26 protein-coding genes are annotated in these 25,770 nt (G+C 55.6%); 9 read left to right on the top strand and 17 right to left on the bottom strand.

What is annotated here, in order from left to right:
- Window positions 1–5: 5 nt before the first annotated feature.
- Window positions 6–335 (top strand): DUF485 domain-containing protein, encoded by a 330-nt coding sequence (locus AC6I8C_RS01535; RefSeq protein ID WP_497821412.1) that lies wholly within the window; start codon window positions 6–8, stop codon window positions 333–335.
- Window positions 332–1,987: a cation acetate symporter gene (locus AC6I8C_RS01530; RefSeq protein WP_497821411.1), complete on the top strand. Its 1,656-nt coding sequence runs from the start codon at window positions 332–334 to the stop codon at window positions 1,985–1,987. Before AC6I8C_RS01535 ends, AC6I8C_RS01530 begins: the two co-directional genes overlap by 4 nt.
- 82 nt (window positions 1,988–2,069) lie before the next feature.
- On the opposite strand, the gene AC6I8C_RS01525 is transcribed toward AC6I8C_RS01530, so the two are convergent.
- The 3 genes from AC6I8C_RS01525 to AC6I8C_RS01515 form a co-directional block, all read right to left on the bottom strand.
- Complete coding sequence (locus AC6I8C_RS01525; RefSeq protein ID WP_497821410.1) at window positions 2,070–2,615, bottom strand: YfaZ family outer membrane protein; 546 nt, start codon at window positions 2,613–2,615, stop codon at window positions 2,070–2,072.
- A gap of 140 nt (window positions 2,616–2,755) precedes the next feature.
- Window positions 2,756–3,451, bottom strand: coding sequence for an LrgB family protein (locus tag AC6I8C_RS01520; RefSeq protein WP_497821409.1), 696 nt, complete (start codon window positions 3,449–3,451; stop codon window positions 2,756–2,758).
- On the bottom strand, window positions 3,444–3,869 hold the full coding sequence (locus AC6I8C_RS01515) for a CidA/LrgA family protein (RefSeq protein ID WP_497821408.1): 426 nt from the start codon (window positions 3,867–3,869) through the stop codon (window positions 3,444–3,446). The genes AC6I8C_RS01520 and AC6I8C_RS01515 overlap by 8 nt, the downstream gene beginning before the upstream one ends.
- A gap of 103 nt (window positions 3,870–3,972) precedes the next feature.
- On the opposite strand from AC6I8C_RS01515, the gene AC6I8C_RS01510 reads away from it, so the two are divergent.
- A complete protein-coding gene (locus AC6I8C_RS01510; protein ID WP_497821407.1) occupies window positions 3,973–4,875 on the top strand; it encodes a LysR family transcriptional regulator in 903 nt (300 codons plus the stop codon).
- Window positions 4,876–4,921: 46 nt separating this feature from the next.
- On the opposite strand, the gene AC6I8C_RS01505 is transcribed toward AC6I8C_RS01510, so the two are convergent.
- The 4 genes from AC6I8C_RS01505 to soxR form a co-directional block, all read right to left on the bottom strand.
- On the bottom strand, window positions 4,922–6,571 hold the full coding sequence (locus AC6I8C_RS01505) for a Na+/H+ antiporter (protein ID WP_497821406.1): 1,650 nt from the start codon (window positions 6,569–6,571) through the stop codon (window positions 4,922–4,924).
- 145 nt (window positions 6,572–6,716) lie between these two features.
- Complete coding sequence (locus tag AC6I8C_RS01500; RefSeq protein ID WP_497821405.1) at window positions 6,717–8,066, bottom strand: NCS2 family permease; 1,350 nt, start codon at window positions 8,064–8,066, stop codon at window positions 6,717–6,719.
- 349 nt (window positions 8,067–8,415) lie between these two features.
- On the bottom strand, window positions 8,416–9,081 hold the full coding sequence (locus AC6I8C_RS01495) for a glutathione S-transferase family protein (RefSeq protein WP_497823293.1): 666 nt from the start codon (window positions 9,079–9,081) through the stop codon (window positions 8,416–8,418).
- Window positions 9,082–9,120: 39 nt separating this feature from the next.
- A complete protein-coding gene (soxR, locus tag AC6I8C_RS01490) occupies window positions 9,121–9,606 on the bottom strand; it encodes a redox-sensitive transcriptional activator SoxR (RefSeq protein WP_013359798.1) in 486 nt (161 codons plus the stop codon).
- 100 nt (window positions 9,607–9,706) lie between these two features.
- On the opposite strand from soxR, the gene soxS reads away from it, so the two are divergent.
- Window positions 9,707–10,132 (top strand): superoxide response transcriptional regulator SoxS, encoded by a 426-nt coding sequence (soxS, locus tag AC6I8C_RS01485; protein ID WP_497821404.1) that lies wholly within the window; start codon window positions 9,707–9,709, stop codon window positions 10,130–10,132.
- A gap of 254 nt (window positions 10,133–10,386) precedes the next feature.
- Window positions 10,387–10,668, top strand: coding sequence for a YjcB family protein (locus AC6I8C_RS01480; RefSeq protein ID WP_013359796.1), 282 nt, complete (start codon window positions 10,387–10,389; stop codon window positions 10,666–10,668).
- A gap of 54 nt (window positions 10,669–10,722) precedes the next feature.
- On the opposite strand, the gene AC6I8C_RS01475 is transcribed toward AC6I8C_RS01480, so the two are convergent.
- Both AC6I8C_RS01475 and AC6I8C_RS01470 read right to left on the bottom strand, forming a co-directional pair.
- Window positions 10,723–11,673 (bottom strand): ATP-grasp fold amidoligase family protein, encoded by a 951-nt coding sequence (locus tag AC6I8C_RS01475; protein WP_497821403.1) that lies wholly within the window; start codon window positions 11,671–11,673, stop codon window positions 10,723–10,725.
- An 8-nt stretch (window positions 11,674–11,681) separates the two neighbouring features.
- Window positions 11,682–12,938, bottom strand: coding sequence for an oligosaccharide flippase family protein (locus AC6I8C_RS01470; RefSeq protein WP_497821402.1), 1,257 nt, complete (start codon window positions 12,936–12,938; stop codon window positions 11,682–11,684).
- A 524-nt stretch (window positions 12,939–13,462) separates the two neighbouring features.
- Here AC6I8C_RS01470 and AC6I8C_RS01465 point away from each other — a divergent pair.
- The gene (locus AC6I8C_RS01465) at window positions 13,463–13,858 is read left to right on the top strand and encodes a transposase (RefSeq protein WP_013359793.1); all 396 of its coding nucleotides are present in this window, start codon (window positions 13,463–13,465) and stop codon (window positions 13,856–13,858) included.
- Window positions 13,859–14,781: 923 nt separating this feature from the next.
- Here the strand turns inward: AC6I8C_RS01465 and AC6I8C_RS01460 are convergent.
- Window positions 14,782–15,741, bottom strand: coding sequence for a DMT family transporter (locus tag AC6I8C_RS01460; RefSeq protein ID WP_497821401.1), 960 nt, complete (start codon window positions 15,739–15,741; stop codon window positions 14,782–14,784).
- A 77-nt stretch (window positions 15,742–15,818) separates the two neighbouring features.
- Window positions 15,819–16,646, bottom strand: coding sequence for an AraC family transcriptional regulator (locus tag AC6I8C_RS01455; RefSeq protein WP_497821400.1), 828 nt, complete (start codon window positions 16,644–16,646; stop codon window positions 15,819–15,821).
- Between the two features lie 119 nt (window positions 16,647–16,765).
- Between AC6I8C_RS01455 and AC6I8C_RS01450 the strand changes: the two genes are divergently transcribed.
- Window positions 16,766–17,287 carry an isochorismatase family protein gene (locus AC6I8C_RS01450; protein ID WP_497821399.1) on the top strand — a complete coding sequence of 174 codons (522 nt, stop codon included), beginning with the start codon at window positions 16,766–16,768 and terminating at the stop codon, window positions 17,285–17,287.
- A gap of 69 nt (window positions 17,288–17,356) precedes the next feature.
- Here the strand turns inward: AC6I8C_RS01450 and ssb1 are convergent, their stop codons facing one another.
- Window positions 17,357–17,914, bottom strand: coding sequence for a single-stranded DNA-binding protein SSB1 (gene ssb1, locus AC6I8C_RS01445; protein ID WP_033734905.1), 558 nt, complete (start codon window positions 17,912–17,914; stop codon window positions 17,357–17,359).
- Between the two features lie 225 nt (window positions 17,915–18,139).
- On the opposite strand from ssb1, the gene uvrA reads away from it, so the two are divergent.
- Together uvrA and AC6I8C_RS01435 are read left to right on the top strand one after the other, a co-directional pair.
- The gene (gene uvrA, locus AC6I8C_RS01440) at window positions 18,140–20,968 is read left to right on the top strand and encodes an excinuclease ABC subunit UvrA (protein ID WP_033784472.1); all 2,829 of its coding nucleotides are present in this window, start codon (window positions 18,140–18,142) and stop codon (window positions 20,966–20,968) included.
- A 232-nt stretch (window positions 20,969–21,200) separates the two neighbouring features.
- Window positions 21,201–22,265, top strand: a complete 1,065-nt coding sequence (locus AC6I8C_RS01435; RefSeq protein WP_013359787.1) for an NAD(P)-dependent alcohol dehydrogenase — start codon at window positions 21,201–21,203, stop codon at window positions 22,263–22,265.
- Between the two features lie 52 nt (window positions 22,266–22,317).
- On the opposite strand, the gene AC6I8C_RS01430 is transcribed toward AC6I8C_RS01435, so the two are convergent.
- From AC6I8C_RS01430 to AC6I8C_RS01410, 5 genes are all read right to left on the bottom strand, one after another.
- A complete protein-coding gene (locus AC6I8C_RS01430) occupies window positions 22,318–22,641 on the bottom strand; it encodes an MmcQ/YjbR family DNA-binding protein (protein ID WP_033734902.1) in 324 nt (107 codons plus the stop codon).
- Complete coding sequence (locus AC6I8C_RS01425; protein WP_013359785.1) at window positions 22,641–23,060, bottom strand: secondary thiamine-phosphate synthase enzyme YjbQ; 420 nt, start codon at window positions 23,058–23,060, stop codon at window positions 22,641–22,643. The genes AC6I8C_RS01430 and AC6I8C_RS01425 overlap by 1 nt, the downstream gene beginning before the upstream one ends.
- A gap of 121 nt (window positions 23,061–23,181) precedes the next feature.
- Window positions 23,182–24,375, bottom strand: a complete 1,194-nt coding sequence (locus tag AC6I8C_RS01420) for an amino acid aminotransferase (protein WP_497823292.1) — start codon at window positions 24,373–24,375, stop codon at window positions 23,182–23,184.
- Window positions 24,376–24,411: 36 nt separating this feature from the next.
- Window positions 24,412–25,026: a YitT family protein gene (locus AC6I8C_RS01415; RefSeq protein ID WP_033734896.1), complete on the bottom strand. Its 615-nt coding sequence runs from the start codon at window positions 25,024–25,026 to the stop codon at window positions 24,412–24,414.
- 241 nt (window positions 25,027–25,267) lie between these two features.
- Window positions 25,268–25,747, bottom strand: a complete 480-nt coding sequence (locus AC6I8C_RS01410; RefSeq protein WP_003855753.1) for an Lrp/AsnC family transcriptional regulator — start codon at window positions 25,745–25,747, stop codon at window positions 25,268–25,270.
- Between the last annotated feature and the right edge of the window lie 23 nt (window positions 25,748–25,770).

The following is a 25,770-nucleotide window of genomic DNA, read 5'->3' as shown; positions in this document are numbered from 1 at the left end:
ATGTGATGAATGACGCCCTTTCGAATCAGGATGCAATCAATCAGCAGATTGAACGTAATCCCCGTTTTCATGAGTTAGTCCGTAAGCGCCAGTCGTTCGCGACGCTGCTGTCGCTGATCATGCTGGTGCTCTATGTCGGCTTTATCCTGCTGATTGCGTTTGCCCCCGGCTGGCTCGGCACGCCGCTGCATGCCGGCACCAACGTCACGCGCGGTATCCCGATTGGTGTCGGGCTGATTGTGATGTCGTTTGTGCTGACCGGCGTCTATGTCTGGCGCGCCAACGGTGAGTTTGACCGTTTAACCAAAGCGATCCTCAGCGAGGTGAAATCATGACCCGTCTCACCTTATGGCTGCTGGCCTTAATGTTGCCGTTTTCAGCGCTGGCTGCCGATGCGATCACCGGTGCGGTGCAGCGCCAGGCGACCAACTATCAGGCGATTATCATGTTTACGATTTTCGTCGGTGCCACGCTGGGGATTACGTACTGGGCGTCAAAGCGAACCCGTTCGCGTAACGACTACTACACCGCAGGCGGCAATATCACCGGCTTCCAGAATGGCCTGGCGATGGCGGGCGACTTCATGTCAGCGGCCTCGTTCCTGGGCATTTCGGCGCTGGTTTACACCTCCGGCTATGACGGGCTGATCTACTCGCTCGGCTTCCTGGTGGGCTGGCCGATGATTCTGTTTTTAATCGCCGAGCGGCTGCGCAACCTGGGTCGCTATACCTTTGCCGATGTCGCCTCCTATCGTCTGAAGCAGATGCCAATCCGTACGCTGTCAGCCTGCGGTTCGCTGGTGGTGGTGGCGCTCTACCTGATCGCCCAGATGGTGGGAGCCGGTAAACTGATCCAGCTGCTGTTCGGCCTGAACTACCATGTCGCGGTAATTCTGGTCGGCATTCTGATGGTGATGTATGTGCTGTTTGGCGGCATGCTGGCGACCACCTGGGTGCAGATCATCAAAGCAGTGCTGCTGCTGTTTGGGGCCTCCTTTATGGCCATAATGGTGATGAAGGCGGCTAACTTCAGCTTTAATACGCTGTTCACCGAGGCAATGGCGGTCCATCCCAAAGGCATCGCGATCATGCAGCCTGGCGGGCTGGTCAAAGATCCTATCTCGGCGCTGTCGCTGGGGCTGGGGTTGATGTTTGGTACGGCCGGATTGCCGCATATCCTGATGCGCTTCTTCACCGTCGCCGATGCCAAAGAGGCGCGCAAAAGCGTCTTCTGGGCCACCGGCTTTATGGGCTACTTCTACTTCCTGACCTTTATTATCGGCTTCGGAGCGATTCTGCTGGTGGGCGCGAACCCGGCCTTCAAAGATGCCAGCGGCGCGCTGATTGGTGGCACCAATATGGCGGCAGTGCATCTGGCTAACGCGGTCGGCGGTAGCACCTTCCTGGGCTTTATCTCTGCGGTGGCCTTCGCCACGATTCTGGCGGTAGTCGCAGGCTTAACCCTGGCGGGTGCGTCGGCGGTGTCGCATGACCTCTACGCCAGCGTCTATCGTAAAGGCCAGGCGAGCGAAAAAGATGAGCTGCGGGTTTCCAAAATTACCGTGCTGGCGCTGGGCGTGGTGGCGATTGCGCTGGGTATTCTGTTTGAGAAGCAGAACATCGCCTTTATGGTCGGGCTGGCCTTCTCGATTGCGGCCAGCTGTAACTTCCCGATCATCCTGCTCTCGATGTACTGGTCAAAACTCACTACGCGTGGCGCGATGGTGGGCGGCTGGCTGGGTCTGCTGACCGCGGTTATCCTGATGATCCTCGGCCCGACCGTGTGGGTACAGGTGCTGGGCAACGCGCAGCCGATTTTCCCGTATGAGTATCCGGCGCTGTTCTCGATGGTGGTGGCCTTTGTCGGTATCTGGCTCTTCTCGATTACCGACCATTCGCAGCAGGGCGCAGAGGAGCGTTCACGCTTCCGCGCGCAGTTTATTCGCTCGCAGACCGGGACCGGTATTGAACAGGGCAAAGCGCACTGATCGCCGTTTTTCACGCCTGACGATCGGACAATAAAAAAGGGCGGCTACCGAGGTAGTCGCCCTTTTCTTTCACGCAGCAGAATCAGAAGCGCAGTGATGCACCCACGTACGGGCCATCGACCAGCACGTTATCTTTGCGCCCATCTTTGTTGTTCAGTTCGATGTACTGATAACCCACACGCAGGTTAAGCAGTGAAACCGGCGTGAAGCTCAGGCCGCCAGCGGCTTCCTGATAGCTGTCGAGCTGATCGGTGAACGACTCTGGCGCATAATAATATTCGCCATACAGGCCCCACATGTTGTTCAGGCTGTAGTGCGCTGCACCACCCACCGCCACCGCAAACCCATCTTTTCCATCTTCAGGATGGGTGAAGATCGCTTTTGCGGTCGGCGCCAGACGCAGCGGCCCGAAGTCAACGTTATAGCCCAGACCGGCTCCGTAGGTGCTGCCGTCATGGTCGCTACGCAGCCAGTTACCTTTCAGAAACAGACCGGGAGTAGTGGTGCCCAGGCCCAGATTCAGGTTGGTGTTGTGTTCGCTGACATCAACACTCCCTTCAATCGCCTGAGCGGCACCGCTCAGTAAAACCAGCCCGAGGGCGCTCCCGGTAACAAGTTGCTTAAACATGATTCCACTCCGTGAAGGACAATTAATTCGGCCGCAAGGTTAACAGCCTGAAACGGGGAGACAACAAAATCCGGGAAACTTTACGTAAAAATACGTGTCGCGTTCAGAATTGCAGCTGTCCCTGCGCAACGCAGTGTAGACTATATTGTCCACATCAGGTGTCCAATCACCGGAGCCAGTATCACGGTCACCGCCCCCGAGAGCATCATGACCAGGCTGGCGACGACGCCCTCCTGCTGCCCAAGCTGATAAGCGCGAGCTGTGCCGGCACCGTGCGACGCAGCCCCAAACCCGGCCCCTTTTGCCACCCCCTGCTTAATCGCGATGCGCAGAAACAGCACGTCACCCACCGCCATGCCAAACACGCCGGTGATGACCACAAACAGCGCCACCAGATCGGGCTGACCGCCAATCGGCCCGGCGGCGGCCAGCGCAAACGGCGTAGTAATGGAGCGTACGGCCAGACTGCGCTGAATTGACTCCGGCAGCGTCAGTAGCCGCGCCAGCCAGACCGAACTGCAGACGGCGACCAGCGTGGCGGTCAGAACACCCGCACTCAGGGAGAGCCAGTGGCGCTTAATAATCTCCACGTTCTCATAGACCGGCACCGCAAACGCCAGCGTCGCGGGTCCCAGCAGCCAGAGCAGCCAGTGGTTTTCTGCAATGTAATCCTGCCAGCTGATGTGGGTCAGCAGCAGCAGTGCCACCAGCACCAGCGGCGTCATCACCAGCGGCATTAACAGCAGCGTCCGCCAGCGGCGGTAAAGTCGTTTATTCAGCGCATACACCAGCAGCGTAACCGCCACACATAGCAGGCTGAGCAGAAAATCACGCATGAGGATCCTGCTTACGCGCGGCGCGCGCGACTTCATAGTGATAAAGCCGATCCACCACCCAGGCGGTAGAGGCCAGCACCAGCAGCGTGCTGACGCCGATCACCACGCAGATGCGCCAGCCATCGACCCGCAGCAGATCGCCATAATTCACCACCGCCACCACCGCCGGAATAAAGAACAGCAGCATCTCGGCCAGTAGCCAGCGCGATCCGGCTTTTACCCAGTTCAGCGGCACAACCCGCGTCACGATTAACGCCAGCAGCAATAGCATCCCGACAATGTTGGCGGGCAGCGGCAGGTGCAGCCAGCTCACCAGCCGGTCACAGGCAACAAACAGGCCGATATAGAAACCCAGCTGCAGCGGCAGACTGATCCACTGCACTGTGCGGTTGCTGCGTAAAGTGAGTGCTGACGCCATCACCTTGTCTCCCCGATTAAATTGATGTCACCAGTATAAAACGCCCGCACAAGGTGAAAAAAATGAATTAAAATTATCGCAATCATGCCTTAAAGGAATAGTTATGGATGTCCGCGCCCTGCGTTACTTTACTGAAGTGGTCCGCCAGCAGAGCTTTACCCGTGCGGCGCAAAAGCTGTTTGTCACGCAGCCGACTATCAGCAAAATGCTGCGTCAGCTGGAGGAGGAGCTGGGCTGCACGCTGATCCTGCGGGATGGCCGTCGTCTGCACCTTACCGACAGCGGCCAGGCGGTTTATCAGCGCGGCCTGGCGATCCTGCAGGAGTTTCATCAGCTGGAGGCGGAGATTGGTGACATCAACCAGCTCAAAACCGGCGAGCTGCGGCTTGGTATTCCGCCGATGGTGGGTATGCAGATAGCGGGATCGATTTCCGCCTTTCGCCGTCGCTATCCCGGTGTGAAGCTGAAAATTTCAGAGTTCGGCGGCCTGACCGTTCAACAGGCGGTGCTGGCGGGCACGCTGGATATCGCCCTGACTGCGTTGCCGGTTGACCCTGAGCTGCCGCTGAACACGCTGCCACTGATGCATCATCCGCTCTGCGTGCTGTTGCCGCGCCGCCCGGAGTGGCTCAGCCGCCAGCAGATAGGACTGGCAGAGCTGGCAGAGCATCCCTTACTGATTTTCAATGAGGAGTTCTCGCTGAATCGTCAGCTGATGCAGGCTTTTCAGCGGCTCAGCCTGACACCAACGGTGGCGGTGCGCAGCGGTCAGTGGGATTTTCTGGCGGCGATGGTGCAGGCGGAGATGGGGCTGGCGATTCTGCCGGAGCCGATCTGTCAGCGGCTGGATAAGCAGTCATTAATGTGGCTGCCGCTGGAGTCGGAGCTGAAGTGGAGTCTGGGATTGATCTGGCGGGAAGGGAGTTATCTGTCGCGCAGTGCGCAGGCGTGGATCAACTGTTGTCGCGAGCACTGGCCGGATGAACCGCCGCGCCTGTCGGTATGAAATGCTGGCACGCCTGCATGAATCCACAGGCGTGCCAGTCAGAGGCTTACTCTTCTTTTTCGATCAGCAGTGCTTCCAGCAGATCCAGGTCGTGCAGTAACGTCTGCATCGTCTCATTGGAGATCTGCTGGGTGGCGCGCAGATGATAGACCTCTGCGCGTTCGGCACGCAGCCCGGTCAGGCGGAAGCGACGCTCAAGGTTCTCAGCGTAAAGCGCATGCTCAAGATCATTCTTCCCTTCAGCGCGACGGCGTAAGTTGCCAATCACGCGCAGACTGACCTCTTTCAGCAGTTCCGGATCGATGTTCTCTTCCGACTCATTCTCCAGCCGATCTTCCATCTTATGCAGGCTCTCAATGGCGGCACCCGCCATCACCGCACGGGCATTCTGCAGCTCACGGCGATGGGCACCTTTATCGATGCTATCAATGCCGCGCAGCAGAATCGGCAGGATCACGACCCCTACCAGCAGCGAGACCAGAATCACGCCGGTGGCGATAAACACCAGCTCATAGCGCGCCGGGAAGGGATCACCCGTGGTGAGGTACAGTGGAATCGACAGCACACCCGCCAGGGTAATCGCCCCGCGCACCCCGGCAAACGTGGCGATCAACAGCTCACGCAGCGAGTAGTTAGCGAACTCCAGCGGCTTCTTCTTCAGCAGGCGTTTGCTCATACGCTGCATGATCCACAGCCAGCCAAAACGCACCAGCATCAGCGCGGCATAGACCAGCCCGATATCGGCGAACAACATCCACAGCTCGACGTTAGTATCGGCCTGCGCCTGATCGATTGAGGTCTGCAGAATGTCCGGCAACTGCAGGCCCAGCATCAGGAAGACCATGCCGTTGAAGATGAATTCCAGCATCTGCCAGACGCTGTTTGCACGCAGGCGCATCGCCAGCGGTGCCTGACGAATAATGCCGGAACGGGTGATAGTCATACCGGCCGCCACGGCCGCCAGGATGCCTGAGACACCCAGATGTTCGGCAATCAGGTAAGACGCAAATGGCAGCAGCAACAACAACACGGTCTGGGTCGCCGGATCGTCACCGCTCCAGCGGCTGAACAGGCGCAGTGATTTCCCGTACAGCCAGCAGATGGCCACACCGGCAATCAGGCCACCAATGGCGACTTTCATGAACTCAACGCTTGCTCCGCCCCAGGTAAACACCATGGTGCCCATGGCCACGGCCACGGCAAACTTCAGTGATACCAGGCCCGATGCATCGTTCATCAGGGCTTCACCCTGCACGATCGACATAATCTTCTTAGGAATGCGGCCTTCACCGACAATGCCGGAGAGCGCCACGGCATCGGTCGGCGACAGCACCGCCGCCAGCGCAAAGGCCGGGATCAGCGGGATACCCGGCACCATCCAGTAGATCAGATAGCCGATACCAATCACGGTAATCAGCACCAGCGCCAGTGCTAAGCCGATGATCTCGCGACCATGATGCAGGAACTCACTGATCGGCGTTTTCCAGCCATCTGCGAACAGCAGCGGCGGGATGAACAGCACCAGAAACAGCTCCGGATCAAAGTCGACATGCAGACCAAACGTTGGCCAGGCCAGCATCGCACCTACGGCGATCTGCACCAGCGGCAACGGGATCTGAAAAGGGAGAATGCGGGCCGCGACGCCAGAGAGCGACACGACCAGCGTCATGATGAGAATAGTAAAAAAGATTTCCATGCTTTCCTTAGGCGTCGTTTCTTTCAATCATTGGTTAAGCGCTAAAGTGTAAAACAAACGGCGGTGAAGGTTGTCAGCTACGCGTGCGCCGGGCGGGAAAAAAGTGAAAAATTCCGGGCGCGCAGTCGCAGGCCCGGTTATACAGTCAGATCGCCCAGCCACCGGCGTAAAACGCCACCAGCGCGACGGCAATGATCACGGTGCCGACGTTGAGCTTACGCCATTCACCGGCGAAGAGACGCCCCACTACCAGGCTGGCGAAACCGATCATGATGCCGGTCACGATGTTGCAGGTAAGCACGATGATCACCGCCGTGAGCAGGCCCGACATCGCATCAACAAAGTCACCGAAATCGACTTTTGCCACATTACTGAGCATCAGCAGACCGACATACATAAGTGCAGGCGCAGTCGCGTAAGCGGGAACCAGATAAGCCAGCGGCGACATAAACAGGATGGCGAGGAACAGCAGGCCCACCACAATCGCGGTGAGGCCGGTTTTACCGCCCGCCGCCGTGCCAGCCGCCGATTCGATATAGACCGCAGCCGGTGACGCGCCTACCAGACCTGCGAACAGGCTGCTGACGGAGTCGCTGGTCAGCGCACGACCGCCATTGATAATCTGGCCCTGTTTATCCAGCAGGTTAGCCTGCCCTGCGACCGCACGGATGGTGCCGGTGGCGTCAAAGACTGCCGTCATCACCAGTGCCAGCACGCTGGGCAGCACCACAGGCTGCATCGCGCCCATGATGTCGAGGCTGAACAGCAGCGACTGACCGCTGGCATCACGCAGGCTCGGCAGGGCAAACAGTCCCTGCCAGGTCACCGACGGGTCAAAGATCAGCCCGAGCAGCGAAATAGCGATAATGGTCAGCAGGATGCCGCCCGGTACCCGGCGCTTCTCCAGTCCGATAATCGCGGCCAGTCCCAGCAGCGTCATTATCACCGGGAAAGTGGTGAAGTGACCCAGCGCCACCGGCAGGCCCGGAGCCGGGTTTTTTACCACCAGACCCACGCCATCAGCGGCGATGAGCAGCAGGAACAGGCCAATCCCGACGCCGGTGCCGTGCGCCACGCCCATCGGCAGGTTGCGCAAAATCCAGGCACGAATGCCGGTCACGGAGATCAGCGTAAACAGCAGGCCCATCAGGAACACTGCGCCCAGCGCCACCGGCACGCTGATATGCTGACCCAGTACCAGACTGAAAGCGGTAAAGGCGGTTAGGGAGATCGCACAGCCAATCGCCATCGGCAGGTTGGCCCACAAGCCCATAAGGATGGAACCAAAGCTGGCGACCAGACAGGTGGCGACAAACACGGCGGAGGGGGAGAAACCGGCTTTGCCCAGCATCCCCGGTACCACGATGACGGAGTAAACCATCGCCAGGAAGGTGGTGAGTCCGGCCAGAATTTCCTGACGCACGCTGCTGCCGCGCGCCGAGATCGAGAACCAGGCGTCCAGTTTTCCACTGGCCGGGCGTGATTCAGTTGACATAGTTGAGCCTCAAAAAATTTTTGTTGTGTGGATCGCTCTGCGACCATCGCTGTCCCTGGAATAAGCGGGTAAACGGCGTCACTGTCAGGATTAATCCGCCAGGCAAACGTTTACCTTGCCGCAGATAATTAGCCGTCAAAAGCGGCCAGATAAAAAGGCATGCGATTATCCGGCGTTTAGCGCCACGTTTTCAACTCTAAGAGGGAGATTCTTTGGCATAAAGATTGGGCGTAACAGGCTGGCAGAGACCCGTCTGAAACGCTGAGGCCATAAACTTAATGTTATATAAAGAGAGGATTTGCACCGGCGCAGCGGTGATCGTACAGCACGCGCCGGTGGAGAGAGACGATTAACCTGGCAGCGAAAGCTCGCCGCCCTGCGCAATCGCGCGTTGCCAGGCGGCGCGCTGCTGCACCGTCTGCAACCATTTCCCGGTGGCGGGCATCTGATCCAGTCCGGCACGCCGCGCCAGTGCCAGCAGCGGAAAGCTCATCTGGATATCCGCAATGGTGAAACGCTCACCGGCAAACCACGGATTGGCTGCCAGATGCTGTTCGATCATCTGCCTGTGCGGCTTAAGCTGTTTATCCAGGAACGCCTTCTGCACCCCTTTGCCAAATGCCGCGCCGACCGGACGCAGCAGCCACGGCACCGGCGCTTTGCCCATCTGCCCGAAGATCAGCTTCATTACCAGCAACGGCATTAGTGAGCCTTCAGCATAGTGCAGCCAGTAGCGGCACTGTAATCGTGAAGCCTCATCACTCACTTTCAGCCGGAATTCGCGATCATATTTCTCTTCAAGGTATTCGAGAATGGCACCCGATTCAGCTACCACCTGGTTTCCGTCAGTAATGACCGGCGATTTTCCCAGTGGATGCACTTTTTTCAGCGCCTCCGGGGCCAGCATGGTGGGTTCGCGTTGATAGTGTTTAATCTGGTACGGCACTTCCAGCTCTTCCAGCAGCCACAGCACCCGATGCGAGCGCGATTTCTCAAGATGGTGAACGGTGATCATCATGATTCCCTGTGTGTTGACCTTCACCAAGTATAGACGTCACTCTACAGGCGGATGTTTATCATCCTGTTCCGGGTCAAGCAGCACTGCACCCGAGCCCTGCTGACCCAGCCGGTCGCCAGGATTGCGCAGCGGACAGTCGCGCATCGACAGGCAGCCGCAGCCGATACAGCCATCCAGGTCATTGCGCAGGCGAGTCAGGGTTTCAATGCGCTTATCCAGCTCTTCGCGCCAGTGCCGGGTCAGTGCATCCCATTCCGTCGTCGACATGCGCTTATCGGGCGGAATGTGGTCAAGACTGTCACTGACCGTCGCCAGCGGGATGCCAATGCGCTGCGCAATCTTGATGATCGCCACGCGTCGCAGCACGTCGCGGCTGTATCGGCGCTGATTACCGCTGTTACGGGTGCTGAAAATGAGGCCTTTGGTTTCATAAAAGTGCAGCGCTGAGACCGCCACACCGCTGCGGCGCGCCACTTCACCGGGTGTTAAAACCGGTTTTGGATAGTTGCGTTCTTTTTTCATCAGACCCTTTACCTCAAGTTAACTTGAGGAATTATACTCCTTCTCCATTGAAACCCCTAAACTCCCATTACCCCTTATTAAGCACCAGAAGGATGAGGCCATGATGCAAGAAGAGATCATTCATTCCCTGACGGACTGGATTGACCAGAACCTCGATAAGAGCCTGTCGATTGATGAGGTTGCGGCAAAATCAGGCTATTCGAAATGGCACCTGCAGCGTATGTTCCGTTCCGTGACGAAACAGACGCTGGGTGGCTATATTCGTGAGCGCCGCCTGACGCTGGCCGCAGAAGCACTATCGCAGACACAGCGTCCGGTGTTTGATATCGCGATGCAATATGGCTATGACTCGCAGCAGACCTTCTCCAGGGTGTTTCGTCGTCAGTTTTCACAGACCCCGACCGCTTACCGCCACACCATGCGCCGCCAGGCGATTCAGCGCCCTCGCCTGCTGAGTTTTGGCTTTAACGATCCGATCAACAGCTTTACTCAGCGCACCACCGGCGAGTGCTGCCCGGTCCGTTAATTCTTTGCTGCGCCCGCTCCGGGCGCATCTGCCTGATTTCCGCGCCGTTCTTCTTCTGCTGCTCACTTTTTCTGCACGCCACTACCATACAAGAGTCAAATTTTGTTCAAAATTTAAAATCGGGTGATATAATGTGACACAAGTCACACTTTGAACCTGGGTTGACGGCAAAAAAGTCCTACCTGACACACTTTTTTGTCGCCGGTGATGTCCGCAGATTGTCAGGAATACTTACTGATATTGAGGTCCGGCCGATGGCTACGTTAACCGCCAGTTTTCTTGTTATGCGTTGGGAACTGCTGAGCGCAATCATGATGTTTTTTGCCAGCACCCTGAAAACCAAACTTCGTCAGGACAGCCGTCACGTGATGGCCTTTATGTGTGGCGGGATTGGTTTAGGCATGACCTGCTGGTTTGTTACCGGTCTGATGGGCATTACCCTGAGCATGGAAAACGTGCATAACTTCGTGGAAATCTCAAAGCACGCCTTTATTGATGCGATGAGCCAGGCGCCTGCTGACTGGCCGATGCCCTGATTTTTACGCATAAAAAACCCCGCTAAGCGGGGTTTTTTATATTGCTGTGTGAACTTAAATTTTCTTCAATATGGCAGGGATATTAACATCCTGCACTGTAACGCCCGGGCTCTGCGTTCCGCGGCGGTCCTGAATCCACATATCTCCCATCATCTGGTTTAAACCACGATCCAATCCGGTAACCAGCCCTGCACCTGGGGTGAAGGTCAGCTCGCCAAAGTAGATATGCTCGTCATGGATATACCAGTCCACACGCACGTAGTCGAAATCACTGGCCAGCTTTTTGCTCAGTTCGAGCGCATGTTCCAGTGACGGCATAATCGGTGAAACATCCAGACCGGTATCGCGAATCTTGTGATAGGCCTCATTGAGGTTATTCACGTAGAAATTCATCGACAGCAGCGGCTGACAGCGGTTGTAGATCACCTGCAGCACATATTCGAACCGGCCATCACGCTTGTTGAACATATGGAACTTGTAATCGATCGGTGCACTTTTGCCATCACCAATGTACTTCTCAACCAGGATGCGTGGCTTGATGTAGCGGTAGTGAATCTCGCGCGCTTCGTTGGCGAAGTCGGTCTTCAGCCAGCGATAGCAGTCATGAATGATCTGCTGCTTACGCAACGCGTCCGGCTCTTCCAGCAGAATTTCTACCATGTTGGAAGCGTGGTTCGGCTTGATCACCGTTCCCTTCCAGCAAGGCAGGCTGTTCAGCGTGGTCGGGTCAGTGGTTTCGTGTACCAGCGGGATCAGGTATTCATTACCGATTTTTTCAGCAATGAATTCGCGCACCGAGTACTTATCTGACAGACGACCGTAGTTCTGGTAATCGCCGAAGATAAACTTACGGTACAACACCTTCTCGTTGAACACTTTTGGCTGACGCAGATTGGGCAGCTTTCTGAACTTATGGAAGTAGTAGATGCGGTCCTGATAAGCCCAGGGCATCTTCTTGATAAAGTACTGCACACTTTTTCTGAGTTCTTCTTTCAACTTGAGCATATCTGACCTCATTTGTATGTTTTGTAGTTGAGTGAGGAAACCTGAATCTTTTGAATGACGCCGTTTTTAAAGAAGTAATTCATTACGGTCAGGGACAAAAGTTCTGAAAGGAAAACGCTCCACGCGGCCCCCATGATGCCGTGACCCTGGATCAACCACCAGGAGAGCGGCAGACTGATGACCATCAGGCAGATGATTTTCCTCAGCAAATAGTTAAATCCTCCCTCTTTGACCATGTAGCGATACGCTACGGTCCCCATTGCCGAAAAGCTGGTCGCTATCGACAGCAACGTAATGAGACTTCCTGACTGTGTGTATTCCGGTCCGTACAACGCGATGATGATCTGCTCGCCGTAAAGCGAAATGACCAGCAGCATCAGCAATGAAACTGCCATAACGTAGCCATTGAGCCGGGCAGCCAGCTTAATAGCCACCTCGCCGCGCTCCCTGAAGATTTCAGTGAAGCAGGAGGTGATCAGCGCAACCGGGATAAAAATCCAGGAGGCGGAAATGGTATTCGCCGCCGCAAACAGACCGAGGTCGCGCGCAGGCGCCGTACCTGCCAGGAACATCTGTGCCGCTTTAACCTGCACCGAGATAAAGATGCTGGAGATCGCCAGCGGCAAACCGGCGTACATCAGATAGCGCAGATAGGCGGTGCGCTTTTCGCGCGGCGGCATCTGATCCTGATGGTCCTGATAGAAGTTGTGACGCTTGATCAGGTAAGGCACCAGCGTCACGGCCACAATCGACAGCGTCAGCCAGAGCGGATTAAGACGCAGCCAGGCGACGGTAAAGCTGATGCCGAAACTCAGCAGCATGCCCACAGCGTTAGCAATGGTGTTGAGACGCGAGGCAAGACGCGCGTTGTTATAAACGCTGAAAGTGTCCTGGGTGACAAAAACCGAGGCAACAAATGAGGCCAGTGCAAACGCCAGGAAGTTTTCCTGCATGTTGTACCAGACCCAAATTAAGACTGGCACCGACGTGACCAGCAATAGCACCATGCGCAGCGTACGGGCGATGGACATCAGGCGCAGGCCTTTCGACGCATTTTTGCTGACGCGCTTAAACAGAATGGTTTCGGTGCCAAAGATTGCGACGGTTTGCACCATGGCAAATAGTGAAGTAGAAAACGCCATCTGGCCAAACACCGTTGGACCAAAGGATTTAGCCACGTAAGACGTCACAAAAATGACGCCAAAAACGGAGATGATCTTCTCAGACATCATCCAGGCGGCATTAGACATTACGCTCAATTTCATCGACTCTTCCTTAGTATTACTCAACTACAACCGCTTCGGTACAACATCCCTGTAACGAATTAATAAGCGCTCAGTGGGCCTGGCGAAAATGTAAGACTTCAGACCAAACTGGTCCGAAAATTGAGATGTAAATCATGATCCGGAGAGTGAATTCAGGATAATTCTTATTATAAATGGCGCGAATCACTTCTGATGGAAACGATTTCAGGCTGAAAATAAAACAACCTTAAAGAGCTACACCGGCATATTAATCAAGTCGGCGAAGCTAAATATCCAGTGTACGTAGAATTTTTTCGTATTTTGGATGCGATGAATTTATAACAAAAAACCGCCTCCAGGAAGGCACGCCCCCCGGATAAGAATAAAATAAGATTTATCCCATGATGATATTTCTTCTAAATATCTTAATTTAGGCTTCGCAATTCAATTCGCGCACTTTAATACTGCCTTAATAAAATCTTACAGTGCCAGAAATTATTAAAGTCATTCTCATCCATTAATCGATAAGAAAGGTAAGAGCATTTATGAGAAAGTCACGATACAGCGAAGATCAAATCACAAATGCCATTAAAGCTTCTGAATCGGGCGTGAAAGTCAGAGAGATTTGTGAAGAGTTAGGCATCTCTGAAGCCACGTTCTATAGCTGGAAAAAGAAGTTTTCTGGGTTGTCTTCGGAAGAAGGCAGAAAAATCAAGGAGCTGGAAGAAAAGCTGCAGAATGTCACACGTGAACTGCAGACGCTCAACTCGGACAAAGAGATGCTGCAGAGCGTTCTGAAGCACTTCTTTACGACTAATGAAAAACGACAGGCTGTGGATTTCCTGCAGACTACCTTCGACATTGGCACCCGTCGCAGCTGCCGCTTATTAGATATCAGCCGCAGCGTATACCACTATCCGTCAGGCACGGAGAATCGCTAAACCTAATGCTACCGCGCTTTTTAGACTTAACGCTGAGATTTGTTCTTACCAGAAGAGATGAAGATCATTTAACAGGACAATTGCGGCACCCTTTTCCGCTCCATTTATAACTAATGAATGGCTTCACGGCTAAGCTTCTTTTTTTGCGGTAAAATTGATTCACAACAGCAAAAGTCTCGCATTCCACGCCTTATCTTCCCCTCCCAATCCCGTTTACGCGGGATTGGGCCTTCCCTTTTTTAGTTTAGTCCTGCTAATCGTCGGAACTAAATCGTCTCAATATCATTAAGCCGCTTTAAACATCGCACAAACAATAATCACCGTAAATTTGAGTTAATGGTGGACCTGCCTGAAATTTTGCGGCTGCGCTTTAATTCCCGATGATGGGTTTATTGCATTAACTTACTCCAGGATTAATCCGGGTTAAATAGTTTATTGCTCCTTATCACTAACGTTATGGGTCTATCTTTTCACTCTCTTCATTGCGCATCATTGATGCCAGAGATTAATCTTTATTTATTAACGCAGCGGCGGAATTCTCTTACTCATTTAACACTGAGTGAAGTTAATGGTGGTTTTTAGTCCCCTTTTCTCAGGACCCTAACGCAATAAACAGCAGTGGGTAAAAGCGTAACGTCCATAATGCTGCGCTATTTTTCCTGATTAATGACCGATATCTGACCAGTGAAAGGTTGCCAGCGCTGGAACAGGCCACTTTCAGGTGCCAGAAAGGGCCGTTTTTTTACTGACAAAGGGAGGATGAAGGAGGTTATCGGGGGATACCGGACAACAGTGCGGAACCATGAAATCGATTTCGCGGTATAAATCTGCCGGAGAGCGAGCAAATCAGGATAGGGTTTAATCTTAAAAAGCCGCGCGGCGTGTTGTCCGCGCGGTAAAGGCATTCAGGTGAGCTTTACGGTTTACTCTTTAATCGCGACGACCTGAGGTTGCGGTTTGATGCGCATTGCCCAGATCACACCCGCCATCAGACAAACAATGCCCATCAGCGTGAGCTGCGGCGGCCAGCGTTGATACCAGAGAAAAGTCCATAACAGGCCAAAGAGTATTTCGAAAACGATCAGCGGCCCCATCAGTACGGTAGGCAGACGCTGGCTGGCAGCATTCCAGCATAAGGTGCCAAGCCAGGAACAGAGCAGGCCAATCGTCAGCATCAATGCGATGAATACCGTGGGGCGCGGCCCGAACGGCAGCGAAAAATCGGGCTGTTGCCAGGCGAGCTGAACGCTGACCAGCACGTACAGGATCAGTGCCATCGGCAGCGTCACCAGTCCCTGCGCGGTAGCCCAGGTTGAGGGGCGCAGTTCAGGATGCGTGCGCAGCCAGCGGGCATTACGCAGCGGGTACCAGGTCCAGCAGACTACCGCCAATAGTGCCAGCACGATACCGGTCAGATAACGACTGAGATCCAGCGTGGCACCCTGACTCTGCAGTTCCGCCGCGTTCACGCAAAGCAAGCCAGCCGCCATCATGACCAGTGCCGGGAACAACCGCCGCCACGGCAGTCGTCCTTCAAGATGGCCATAACAAAGATTAGCCGTGACGGCGATCACCACCGGCAGCGTGCCGATAATCATGGTGGAGACCGGCCCGCCGGTACGCTGAATGGCGTTCGCCAGAAACGCATAGTAGAAGAGGTTTCCCACCAGCGAGAGCTTTACGGCCTCAAGCCAGTCAGCGCGTGACAGCTGACGCAGACGACGACGGCTGTGCCAGGCCAGCGGCAGCGCAATCAGCCCAAACGCCACATAACGTCCCGCCGATTGCAGCGCGCCAGGATAGTCCGGCACCAGCAGCGGCCCGACAAAGATCAGCCCCCACATCAGCCCGGCGGTGACGGCAAACATAATTCCCGCAAACATGATTTCTTCCTTATACAGACTTTTGGCAGAGTGTGGCGGGTTCGGGCGGGAAATGCTTGTAGCAGATTGCGGTGGTATCAGGGCTGGCGAACCTGCTTTTGATAGCGGCCCGGCGTAATGCCATAACGGTGAGCAAAGGCGCGGGTAAGATGAGCCTGATCGGTTAATCCGACCGCCGCCGCGACGCTGGCGGCCGCTTCACCCTGAGCCAGCCTTTGCTTGGCGTCATAAAGCCGGAAAGCCATCAGCATCTGATGCGGCGTAACGTGATAGTGCTGGCGAAAAGCGCGTAAGAAGTGCCACGGCGACAGTGAAGCCAGCGCCGCCAGCTCCTCCAGCCGCACCGGTTCTGCGAGGTTTGCGCGCAGAAAATCTCTGACCTGGTCGAAACGATGCCGGGCATCGGGTCTGCTCTGTGAAGACATACGCGCCAGCGGACGGATTTGCAGCAGCAGCTCAGCAATCAGGCTCTGGCGCGCCAGTTCAGACTCTGCCTGCCAGAGTGCGGCAAGCAGGCGGGAGAGCGGCTGCGCCACGCGCGTATCGGTCAGCAGCGCCTCGTTAAACCACCAGCCGCGGTCGCCGGTCAGTTCATCCATCAGCTGCGGCTGAATGTAGATCATCTGATAGCGCCAGCCCTCTTCGCACGCTGACTCACCCGTGTGCAGCTCATCCGGGTTCATCATGACCAGTGAGTTCTCCGGCGCAGTATATTCGGTGCCGCGATAGCGAAAGCGCTGTGCGCCCGCTTCAATGGTGCCGATCCCAAAGGCTTCGTGGGTATGGGGTTCAAAGGCGTAGCGGGAGATGTGGGCCTGATAGAGTTCCACACCGGGCAGCTCTGCGAGTTGCCGGAACCGGGCGCGATCTTTCTCACAGGGGAAACTTGCCGGAACACCGTCCACTTCTCTCTCCTTATTTAACCAGTCTGCTAAGCATGCCTGTGACCGGGTCTGAAATGCAAAAGATTGCTATCCGCAATGCCACAGGTAACACTGTTTTTTTCAGACGGATGGGGTTAAGCATGGCACAGCGTGTGGCAGTGGTTATCGATATGCAGAATGGGGTCTTCAGCTCGCCGCGCTTCGACCAGGCGGGACGGGTGGCGCAGATTAACCGGCTGACTGAACGCGCCGATATCACCATTTTTATCCAGCACCGCGAAGGCGCAATGTGCGAGGGGAATGAGGCTTTTAATCTGCTGCCGGAACTGGTTCAGCCTCCTGGCGCACATTACGTGACAAAAACCGCCTGCGACAGCTTCTGGCAGACTGAGCTGGCCGCACTGTTAAAGAAGCTGGCGGTGGAGGAGTTTGTGGCGTGCGGTTGTGCCACTGACTACTGTCTGGATACCACCATAAAAGTGGGTGCCAGTGCGGGCTATGCCATTACCGTGGCTGCTGATGCGCATACTACCGCCGATCGTCGCTGGGTCAGCGCTGAAGCGTTGATAAACCAGCACAATGAGGTCTGGTCCTCATTGTCGATTCCCGGCCACGTGCCGCGCGTGTTGAGCACAGATCAGATTGTGGCGGAATGGTCGTAACCGCCCGCGAAAGACGCACATAAAAAAGCCCGCATAAGCGGGCTTTTTTGCACTCTCTGTCCAGCGGGATCAGAACGGAATATCGTCGTCGAAATCCATTGGTGGTTCGTTGTTGTTGCTGGCCGGTGCGCTCTGTGGCTGCTGCTGCGGACGGGACTGCGCGCCGCCACTGAACTGGTTGTTGTTGCCCTGCGGCTGCTGCGGCTGACCCCAGCCATTGTTGTTGCCACCGCCCTGCGCGCCACCACCTGCTGGTGCACCCGCGTTGCCGCCCTGCTGACGGCCACCCAGCATCTGCATGGTGCCGCCAACGTTGACCACGACTTCGGTGGTGTAACGTTCCTGGCCGCCCTGATCCTGCCATTTACGGGTACGCAGCTGACCTTCGATGTAGACCTGCGATCCTTTTTTCAGGTATTCGCCTGCGACTTCAGCCAGTTTGCCAAACAGCACCACACGGTGCCATTCAGTGATCTCTTTGTTTTCACCGGTCTGCTTGTCGCGCCAGCTTTCCGACGTAGCCAGCGTAATGTTGGCAACCGCGCCACCATTGGGCATGTAACGTACTTCCGGATCCTGACCCAGATTCCCGACAAGAATCACTTTGTTAACGCCACGACTGGCCATGTTGCTGTCTCCCGATGAGTTAATGCATACAGTCTAATCCATCAATTCTAACACGTCCTGCGGACTGTTTCCCACTTTCGAGCGGGGTTCCAGTTTTAATCCCTCTCCGCTTCCAGACCCGAGAGTACTGGATATATATTCAGTCTATTTTTTGTGCCATAATGACACGTTTATTCTGGCCGTGTCGGCAAGGCACGGTGAGTGCAGCTAATCCGGGAAAGGTGAATGGATAAGATCGAAGTTCGTGGTGCCCGCACCCATAATTTGAAAAACATCAACCTGACCATCCCACGCGACAAACTCATTGTGGTAACCGGCCTGTCAGGGTCCGGTAAATCCTCACTGGCGTTTGATACGCTGTATGCGGAAGGTCAGCGCCGCTATGTGGAGTCGCTCTCTGCATATGCGCGCCAGTTTCTTTCGTTAATGGAGAAGCCGGACGTCGATCATATCGAAGGTTTGTCGCCCGCCATTTCTATTGAGCAGAAATCCACCTCGCACAACCCACGCTCGACGGTGGGAACCATCACCGAGATCCACGACTACCTGCGTCTGCTGTTTGCCCGCGTAGGCGAACCGCGCTGCCCGGATCATGACGTGCCGCTGGCGGCGCAGACCGTGAGCCAGATGGTGGATCAGGTGCTCTCGCAGCCGGAAGGCCGTCGCCTGATGCTGCTGGCCCCGGTGGTGAAAGATCGTAAGGGTGAGCACACCAAGACGCTGGAGAATCTGGCGACGCAGGGCTACATCCGTGCGCGTATCGATGGCGAAGTGTGTGACCTCTCCGATCCGCCGAAGCTTGAGCTGCAGAAGAAGCACACCATTGAGGTGGTCATTGACCGCTTCAAAGTGCGTGAAGACCTGGCAACCCGTCTGGCAGAGTCGTTTGAAACCACGCTGGAGCTTTCCGGCGGCACGGCTATCGTGGCGGACATGGATGACAGCGACGCAGAAGAGCTGCTCTTCTCGGCTAACTTCGCCTGTCCGATTTGTGGCTACAGCATGAGTGAGCTGGAGCCGCGCCTGTTCTCATTTAACAACCCGGCGGGCGCGTGCCCGACCTGCGACGGCCTGGGCGTACAGCAATATTTTGATCCTGACCGCGTGGTGCAGAACCCTGAACTTTCGCTGGCGGGCGGCGCCATTCGCGGCTGGGATCGTCGTAACTTTTACTATTTCCAGATGCTGCGTTCGCTGGCGGAACACCTCGATTTTGATATCGAAGCATCATTCGGCAGCCTGCCAGACAATGTGCAGAAAGTGATTCTGTATGGCTCAGGCAAAGAGAGCATCGAATTTAAGTACATCAACGATCGCGGCGATACCTCGGTTCGTCGTCATCCGTTTGAAGGCGTGCTCAATAATATGGAGCGCCGCTATAAAGAGACGGAATCCTCTGCGGTTCGCGAAGAGCTGGCGAAGTTTATCAGCAACCGCGCCTGTGCCAGCTGTGAAGGCACCCGTCTGCGTCGTGAAGCGCGCCACGTCTTCGTGGAGAACACCACGCTGCCGACCATCTCTGAGATGAGCATCGGCCATGCGATGTCCTTCTTTGAAAACATGAAACTCAGCGGCCAGCGTGCGCAGATCGCCGAGAAAATTTTGAAAGAGATTGGCGATCGCCTGAGCTTCCTGGTCAACGTCGGCTTGAACTATCTGTCGATGTCACGCTCTGCGGAAACTCTGTCCGGGGGGGAAGCACAGCGTATCCGTCTGGCCAGCCAGATCGGTGCCGGTCTGGTCGGCGTGATGTATGTGCTGGATGAGCCTTCTATTGGCCTGCACCAGCGTGACAACGAACGGCTGCTCGGCACCCTGATTCATCTGCGCGACCTCGGCAACACCGTGATTGTGGTTGAGCATGATGAAGATGCGATTCGTGCCGCAGACCATGTGATCGACATCGGCCCGGGTGCAGGTGTGCATGGCGGTCAGGTGGTCGCAGAAGGTACCGTTGATCAGATTATGGCGCAGGAAGAATCGCTGACCGGTCAGTACCTGAGTGGCAAGCGTGGCATTGTGGTGCCAGAGGAGCGCGTCAAAGGCGATCCGGCCAAAGTACTGAAGATTACTGGCGCACGCGGCAACAACCTTAAGGATGTTACGCTGACGCTGCCGGTCGGGCTGTTCACCTGTATTACCGGTGTGTCCGGTTCGGGTAAATCGACCCTGATCAACGATACGCTGTTCCCGATTGCTCAGCGGGCGCTGAACGGTGCGACCATTGCCGAACCGGCACCTTACCGTGACGTGGCAGGCCTGGAGCACTTCGACAAAGTGATCGACATCGACCAGAGCCCGATTGGTCGTACACCGCGCTCCAACCCGGCCACGTATACCGGCATCTTCACGCCAGTGCGTGAACTCTTTGCGGGCGTGCCGGAAGCGCGTTCGCGCGGCTACAATCCGGGTCGCTTCAGTTTCAACGTGCGGGGCGGACGCTGTGAAGCCTGTCAGGGCGATGGCGTGCTGAAAGTCGAAATGCACTTCCTGCCGGACATTTATGTGCCGTGCGACCAGTGCAAAGGCAAACGCTATAACCGTGAAACGCTGGAAGTGAAGTACAAAGGCAAGAGCATTCACGAAGTGCTGGAGATGACGATCGAAGAGGCGCGTGAGTTCTTCGATGCCGTGCCAGCGCTGGCGCGTAAGCTGCAGACGCTGATCGATGTGGGTCTCACCTATATCCGCCTCGGTCAGTCCGCCACCACCCTTTCCGGCGGTGAAGCCCAGCGTGTGAAGCTGGCGCGTGAGCTGTCGAAGCGTGGCACCGGTCAGACGCTCTACATTCTGGATGAGCCGACCACCGGCCTGCACTTTGCCGATATCCAGCAGCTGCTGGAAGTGCTGCATAAGCTGCGCGATCAGGGCAATACTATCGTGGTGATTGAGCACAACCTCGATGTGGTCAAAACCGCAGACTGGATTGTCGATCTTGGTCCGGAAGGCGGCAGCGGCGGCGGTGAAATCCTGGTGGCGGGTACGCCAGAAACCGTAGCGGAGTGTGAGAAATCCCACACCGCGCGCTTCCTGAAGCCCCTGTTGCAGAAGTAATTCTCTCAGGCCCGCCGCGTGCGGGCCTTTTTTATCCCCTGCCGATTCAGCCAGAAAAATGCAGAATCAGGCAAGATTCAGACATGTATAGGCATATACGCTTTTCCTCACGCTGACTATCCTTAAGCGGTTCCTCTTTGGCACGCCCCTGGCGTCGCCCTGTTTTCGCAGCACATCCACGCTGCTGCACATCATCAAAAAACACTCACGACACATCGAAACTGGAGACACCATGAATATTACGCATGCGTATGCTGCTCAGGATGCAAAATCCAAACTGGCACCGTTCGATTTTAAGCCGCGTGAGCTGCGCGCCCATGACGTTCAGCTTGAGGTGCTGTTCTGTGGCGTTTGCCACTCAGACCTGCATCAGGCCCGTAATGAGTGGAAAAACACCATTTTTCCCGTCGTTCCGGGGCATGAAATTGTGGGTCGCGTAACTGCTGTTGGTCCACAGACGCAGAAATACAAAGTCGGCGATCTGGTTGGCGTCGGCTGTATGGTCGATTCCTGCCGCAGCTGTCCGAGCTGTCAGCAGGGTCTGGAGCAGTACTGCGAAAACGGCTTTGTCGGCACCTATAACGGCGAAGATCGCGAAACCGGCGCCATTACCTACGGCGGCTACTCAACGTCGATGGTGGTTGATGAAAGCTTTGTGCTGCGGATCCCGGAAAACCTGGAGCTGGCGGGCGTGGCACCGCTGCTGTGTGCCGGTATCACCACCTATTCGCCGCTGCGTCACTGGAATGTCGGTCCTGGCAAGAAAGTGGGTATCGTAGGCTTAGGCGGCCTGGGCCATATGGGCGTGAAGATTGCGCATGCCATGGGCGCACATGTGGTGCTATTCACCACTTCGCCATCCAAAATTGAAGATGGCAAACGTCTGGGTGCCGATGAAGTGGTGATCTCCAAAGATGCGGATCAGATGGCGCAGCACGCGAACAGCTTTGACTTCATCCTGAACACCGTGGCGGCTCAGCACGATCTCAATCCGTTCATCACCCTGCTGAAGCTGGATGGCAACATGACGCTGGTGGGCGCACCGGAGCACGATCATCCGGCACCGCAGGTCTTCAACCTGATCTTTAAACGTCGCAGCATCGCCGGTTCACTGATTGGCGGCATCGCGGAAACCCAGGAGATGCTCGATTTCTGTGGCGAGCACGGGATTACGTCAGACATTGAGCTGATCGCGATGGACCAGATTAACGAAGCCTATGAGCGCATGCTGAAAAGCGATGTGAAGTATCGCTTTGTTATTGATATTAACACCCTGCGCGATCAGTCTGCCGCGTAAGCGGTCTGATCTGAAACCCTCCTGCTCAGGTAAGAGGGTTTTTTATTGCCGTTTAACGGGCAGCCGCCGCCTGCTGGTATGAGGCATCGACCAGATAGTAGATCTGTGAATCTTTCAGCGAACCGTCGAGGAACAGCGTGCTCCAGTGAGACTTATTCAGATGCTCGCTGGGAATGATGTCGCTGTGCTCTTCGCGCAGCAATTCGGCCAGCGCTGGCGTCGATTTCAGCGAGACGGCGGGCCGCCCTTTTACCTCGTGCACCATTGCAAACAGCACGCCGTTACTTTTAATCTGTGTAGCCTTCCAGTCATTGTGGACGCTCTGCTCCGCGCCCGGCTTGCTCATGCAATAGGTCAGTAAGTCTGAGTTATTCATTACGACTCCCCTTGTAAAGTGGCGACAATCCGCCTGGCACCGCCATCAATGCGATGCTCGCCCAGCCAGATACCCTGCCAGGTGCCCAGCACCAGACGTCCCCGCTGAACCGGTAATAACAACGAAACCCCTAAGGTCGATGATTTGATGTGCGCTGGCATATCATCACGTCCTTCGTAGTCGTGCTGATAAGGCGCATTCTCCGGCACGTGCCGCATGAAATGCTGCTCCATGTCGCTGCGCACCGTCGGGTCGCAATTCTCGTTTAAGGTTAACGACGCCGAAGTGTGCTGCAACAGCAGATGCAGCAGTCCGGTTTTGATATCACGCAGTCCGGAAAGCGAATTTACGACCTCATCGGTGACCAGATGAAACCCGCGCGACTTCGCACTCAGCGTTATAGTTTGTTGATGCCACATAGCTTATTCCTGAAACGGTTATCCCGTTTAAGTGTGCAGCATGTCGCCGAAAGGTAAACCCTGACCCATAAAAAAACCGCCAGAGAAAACCCTGGCGGTCTTGTTTACAGCCTGGCTGCTGTTACATCACGGCGGCAAACGCTTCCGCTACCTGATGCACATTTTTGCTGTTCAGACCGGCCACACACATGCGGCCGCTGCCCACCAGATAGATGCCAAATTCGTTACGCAGGCGATCAACCTGCTGCACACTCAGGCCGGTGTAGCTGAACATGCCGCGCTGCTTCAGCAGGTAGTCGAAGTTTTTACCTGGCAGCGCGGTGCTCAGCACGTCCACCAGCGACTGGCGCATCGCGAGAATGCGCAGACGCATCGCCTCCACTTCAGCCAGCCAGCTGGCCTTCAGCGCCTCATCGTTGAGGACGCGTGCGACAACCTGCGCACCGAAATTCGGCGGGCTGGAGTAGTTACGGCGAACGGTAGCTTTTAGCTGGCCCAGCACGCGTGCTGACTCTTCGGCACTGTCACAGACGATAGAGAGACCGCCTACGCGCTCGCCATAGAGCGAGAAGATTTTGGAGAAGGAGTTGCTGACCAGCGCAGGCAGGCCCGCCGCCGCGACCGCGCGCAGGGCATACGCATCCTGCTCCATACCGGCACCAAAGCCCTGATAGGCGATATCCAGGAAAGGAATCAGCTGCTGTGCTTTCAGCACCTCGACGGTCTGATCCCACTGCGCATCAGTCAGGTCAGCGCCGGTCGGGTTATGACAGCAGGGATGCAGCAACACGATGCTCTGCGCGGGCAGGGTTTTCAGGGTGCTGATAAAGGCATCAAACCGCACACCGTGGGTTTCGGCGTCATACCAGGGATAGGTATTTACCTCTAAACCTGCGCCGTTAAAAATCGCGATGTGGTTTTCCCAGGTCGGATCGCTGACCCAGACGGCAGACTGCGGGAAGTAGCGCTTGAGGAAATCCGCGCCGACTTTCAGCGCGCCAGAACCACCCAGGGTCTGAATCGACGCAATACGGCCCGCCTTTAACACCGGATGATCGGCACCAAACAGCAGCGGTGCAATCGCACTACGGTAGCTGTTCAGTCCTTCCATTGGCAGATAGAGCGATGCCTGATGCGGCTCGGCATAGATCTGCTCTTCGGCAGCCGCTACAGCCTTCAGCTGCGGGATAATGTTCTGTTCGTCGTAATAGAGCCCGATACTCAGGTTAACTTTGTGTTCGCGTGGGTCTTGTTTGAAAGCTTCCATCAACGACAGAATCGGATCGCCAGCATAGGCATCAACGTTTTGAAACACGGTGTAGGTCTCCATGATTGGTCCGTAAGCGGCGGATTAAACCCGATAGCGTCCCGGACGGTGGTTCATTGCAATAATCAGGTTCAGGATCACCGCACCCGCAATCGACGCGAGCAGGATGGGGCCACTCACCACAAATAGTGACGCCAGCACGACGCAGGTATCGACTGCCATCTGCAGTTTACCCGCGCGGATCCCAAAGCGATCCTGTAGCCACAGCGCCAGAATATTGATGCCGCCCAGGCTCGCCTTATGACGAAATAACACTATAAACCCGATTCCCATGATGACGTTACCGAACAGTGTCGCATAGAAGGGGTTAAGGTCAGAAAAGTGAACGAACAGCGGGTGCAGCTGGGTGAAGAGCGACACCAGCCCGACGGCGCAGAAGGTTTTCAGGGTAAATTCCCAGCCCATGCGTTTTACCGCCAGCCAGTAAAACGGGATGTTGATCAGGAAAAACGCGCTGCCGAACGAGAGCGGCGAGAGATAGCTGATCAGAAAGGCGATACCTGCGGTGCTGCCGGTCAGCGCGCCCGCCTGTTTCAGCATAATGACGCCGAACGAGACCATCAGGGTGCCGAGCACCATCGCCAGCGCATCTTCAATGCGCGAATGCGGGACGCGGGTGGGTTCTGCGATGTTATCCATGGGGGGTTTCTCAGTGCAAATGATGCGGTTCCGATGCAAAAAACGCACCATCGTCACAGCACTGAACGGCTGTGAAGCGGATGCCAGCGATATCCCATTGATATCTAAGGCGCTTTATAACGGAACTTTGTGCATGAATCTCGACTGATTCCGTCAACCTATGCGCCAAAGCCATCTTAAATGCGCGTTATTTGCATTAACTGCCGCCAGTGTGCACCAAAATCGCACAGCACGCACTCTTTTAGCGCGTCTTCTCTCCGGGGATCATCATCAGCCCGTTCTCTTTCATTCGCCCAAGCACTACCGAGGTTTTCACATGAGAAACGCTCTGGTGACCGGCAACCAACTGGCTGATTAACGCACTGAGGGAGTTGAGATCGGCCACCGCCACTTTGAGGAGATAGTCTGCATCACCCGTGGTTTTGTAGGCATCCACGATCGCCTGCTCCTGCTCCACCATGCGGTGAAAGCTCTCAACATATTCCGCGGTGTGGTTAATCAGGCGCACCTCTATTAATCCCACCATGCCAAGCCCGATGGCATCGGGTGACAGCCGGGCGTGATAACCCAGAATGAGGTTAGCCTGTTCCAGATTGATACGGCGGCGGGAACATTGAGAGGCAGAAAGGCCGACCAGATCGCTGAGTTCCTGATTGGTCAGCCGGCCGTTAGATTGTAATAAAGTCAGGATTTTAAGGTCGTAATCGTCTACGTGAGTCATTCCGTTTCCACAGCGTAATGGGC

It is taken from the genome of Pantoea sp. X-Soil-YNGN-844, from assembly GCF_059730595.1.
This window is presented reverse-complemented; position numbering and strand designations above follow the sequence as displayed.

Bases quoted from the DNA above. Each gene is read 5' to 3' on its own strand.
- AC6I8C_RS01535 (WP_497821412.1), top strand. From the start codon at position 6: ATGAATGACGCCCTTTCGAATCAGGATGCAATCAATCAGCAGATTGAA.
- AC6I8C_RS01530 (WP_497821411.1), top strand. From the start codon at position 332: ATGACCCGTCTCACCTTATGGCTGCTGGCCTTAATGTTGCCGTTTTCA.
- AC6I8C_RS01525 (WP_497821410.1), bottom strand. From the start codon at position 2,615: ATGTTTAAGCAACTTGTTACCGGGAGCGCCCTCGGGCTGGTTTTACTG.
- AC6I8C_RS01520 (WP_497821409.1), bottom strand. From the start codon at position 3,451: ATGCGTGATTTTCTGCTCAGCCTGCTATGTGTGGCGGTTACGCTGCTG.
- AC6I8C_RS01515 (WP_497821408.1), bottom strand. From the start codon at position 3,869: ATGGCGTCAGCACTCACTTTACGCAGCAACCGCACAGTGCAGTGGATC.
- AC6I8C_RS01510 (WP_497821407.1), top strand. From the start codon at position 3,973: ATGGATGTCCGCGCCCTGCGTTACTTTACTGAAGTGGTCCGCCAGCAG.
- AC6I8C_RS01505 (WP_497821406.1), bottom strand. From the start codon at position 6,571: ATGGAAATCTTTTTTACTATTCTCATCATGACGCTGGTCGTGTCGCTC.
- AC6I8C_RS01500 (WP_497821405.1), bottom strand. From the start codon at position 8,066: ATGTCAACTGAATCACGCCCGGCCAGTGGAAAACTGGACGCCTGGTTC.
- AC6I8C_RS01495 (WP_497823293.1), bottom strand. From the start codon at position 9,081: ATGATCACCGTTCACCATCTTGAGAAATCGCGCTCGCATCGGGTGCTG.
- soxR (WP_013359798.1), bottom strand. From the start codon at position 9,606: ATGAAAAAAGAACGCAACTATCCAAAACCGGTTTTAACACCCGGTGAA.
- soxS (WP_497821404.1), top strand. From the start codon at position 9,707: ATGATGCAAGAAGAGATCATTCATTCCCTGACGGACTGGATTGACCAG.
- AC6I8C_RS01480 (WP_013359796.1), top strand. From the start codon at position 10,387: ATGGCTACGTTAACCGCCAGTTTTCTTGTTATGCGTTGGGAACTGCTG.
- AC6I8C_RS01475 (WP_497821403.1), bottom strand. From the start codon at position 11,673: ATGCTCAAGTTGAAAGAAGAACTCAGAAAAAGTGTGCAGTACTTTATC.
- AC6I8C_RS01470 (WP_497821402.1), bottom strand. From the start codon at position 12,938: ATGAAATTGAGCGTAATGTCTAATGCCGCCTGGATGATGTCTGAGAAG.
- AC6I8C_RS01465 (WP_013359793.1), top strand. From the start codon at position 13,463: ATGAGAAAGTCACGATACAGCGAAGATCAAATCACAAATGCCATTAAA.
- AC6I8C_RS01460 (WP_497821401.1), bottom strand. From the start codon at position 15,741: ATGTTTGCGGGAATTATGTTTGCCGTCACCGCCGGGCTGATGTGGGGG.
- AC6I8C_RS01450 (WP_497821399.1), top strand. From the start codon at position 16,766: ATGGCACAGCGTGTGGCAGTGGTTATCGATATGCAGAATGGGGTCTTC.
- ssb1 (WP_033734905.1), bottom strand. From the start codon at position 17,914: ATGGCCAGTCGTGGCGTTAACAAAGTGATTCTTGTCGGGAATCTGGGT.
- uvrA (WP_033784472.1), top strand. From the start codon at position 18,140: ATGGATAAGATCGAAGTTCGTGGTGCCCGCACCCATAATTTGAAAAAC.
- AC6I8C_RS01435 (WP_013359787.1), top strand. From the start codon at position 21,201: ATGAATATTACGCATGCGTATGCTGCTCAGGATGCAAAATCCAAACTG.
- AC6I8C_RS01430 (WP_033734902.1), bottom strand. From the start codon at position 22,641: ATGAATAACTCAGACTTACTGACCTATTGCATGAGCAAGCCGGGCGCG.
- AC6I8C_RS01425 (WP_013359785.1), bottom strand. From the start codon at position 23,060: ATGTGGCATCAACAAACTATAACGCTGAGTGCGAAGTCGCGCGGGTTT.
- AC6I8C_RS01415 (WP_033734896.1), bottom strand. From the start codon at position 25,026: ATGGATAACATCGCAGAACCCACCCGCGTCCCGCATTCGCGCATTGAA.
- AC6I8C_RS01410 (WP_003855753.1), bottom strand. From the start codon at position 25,747: ATGACTCACGTAGACGATTACGACCTTAAAATCCTGACTTTATTACAA.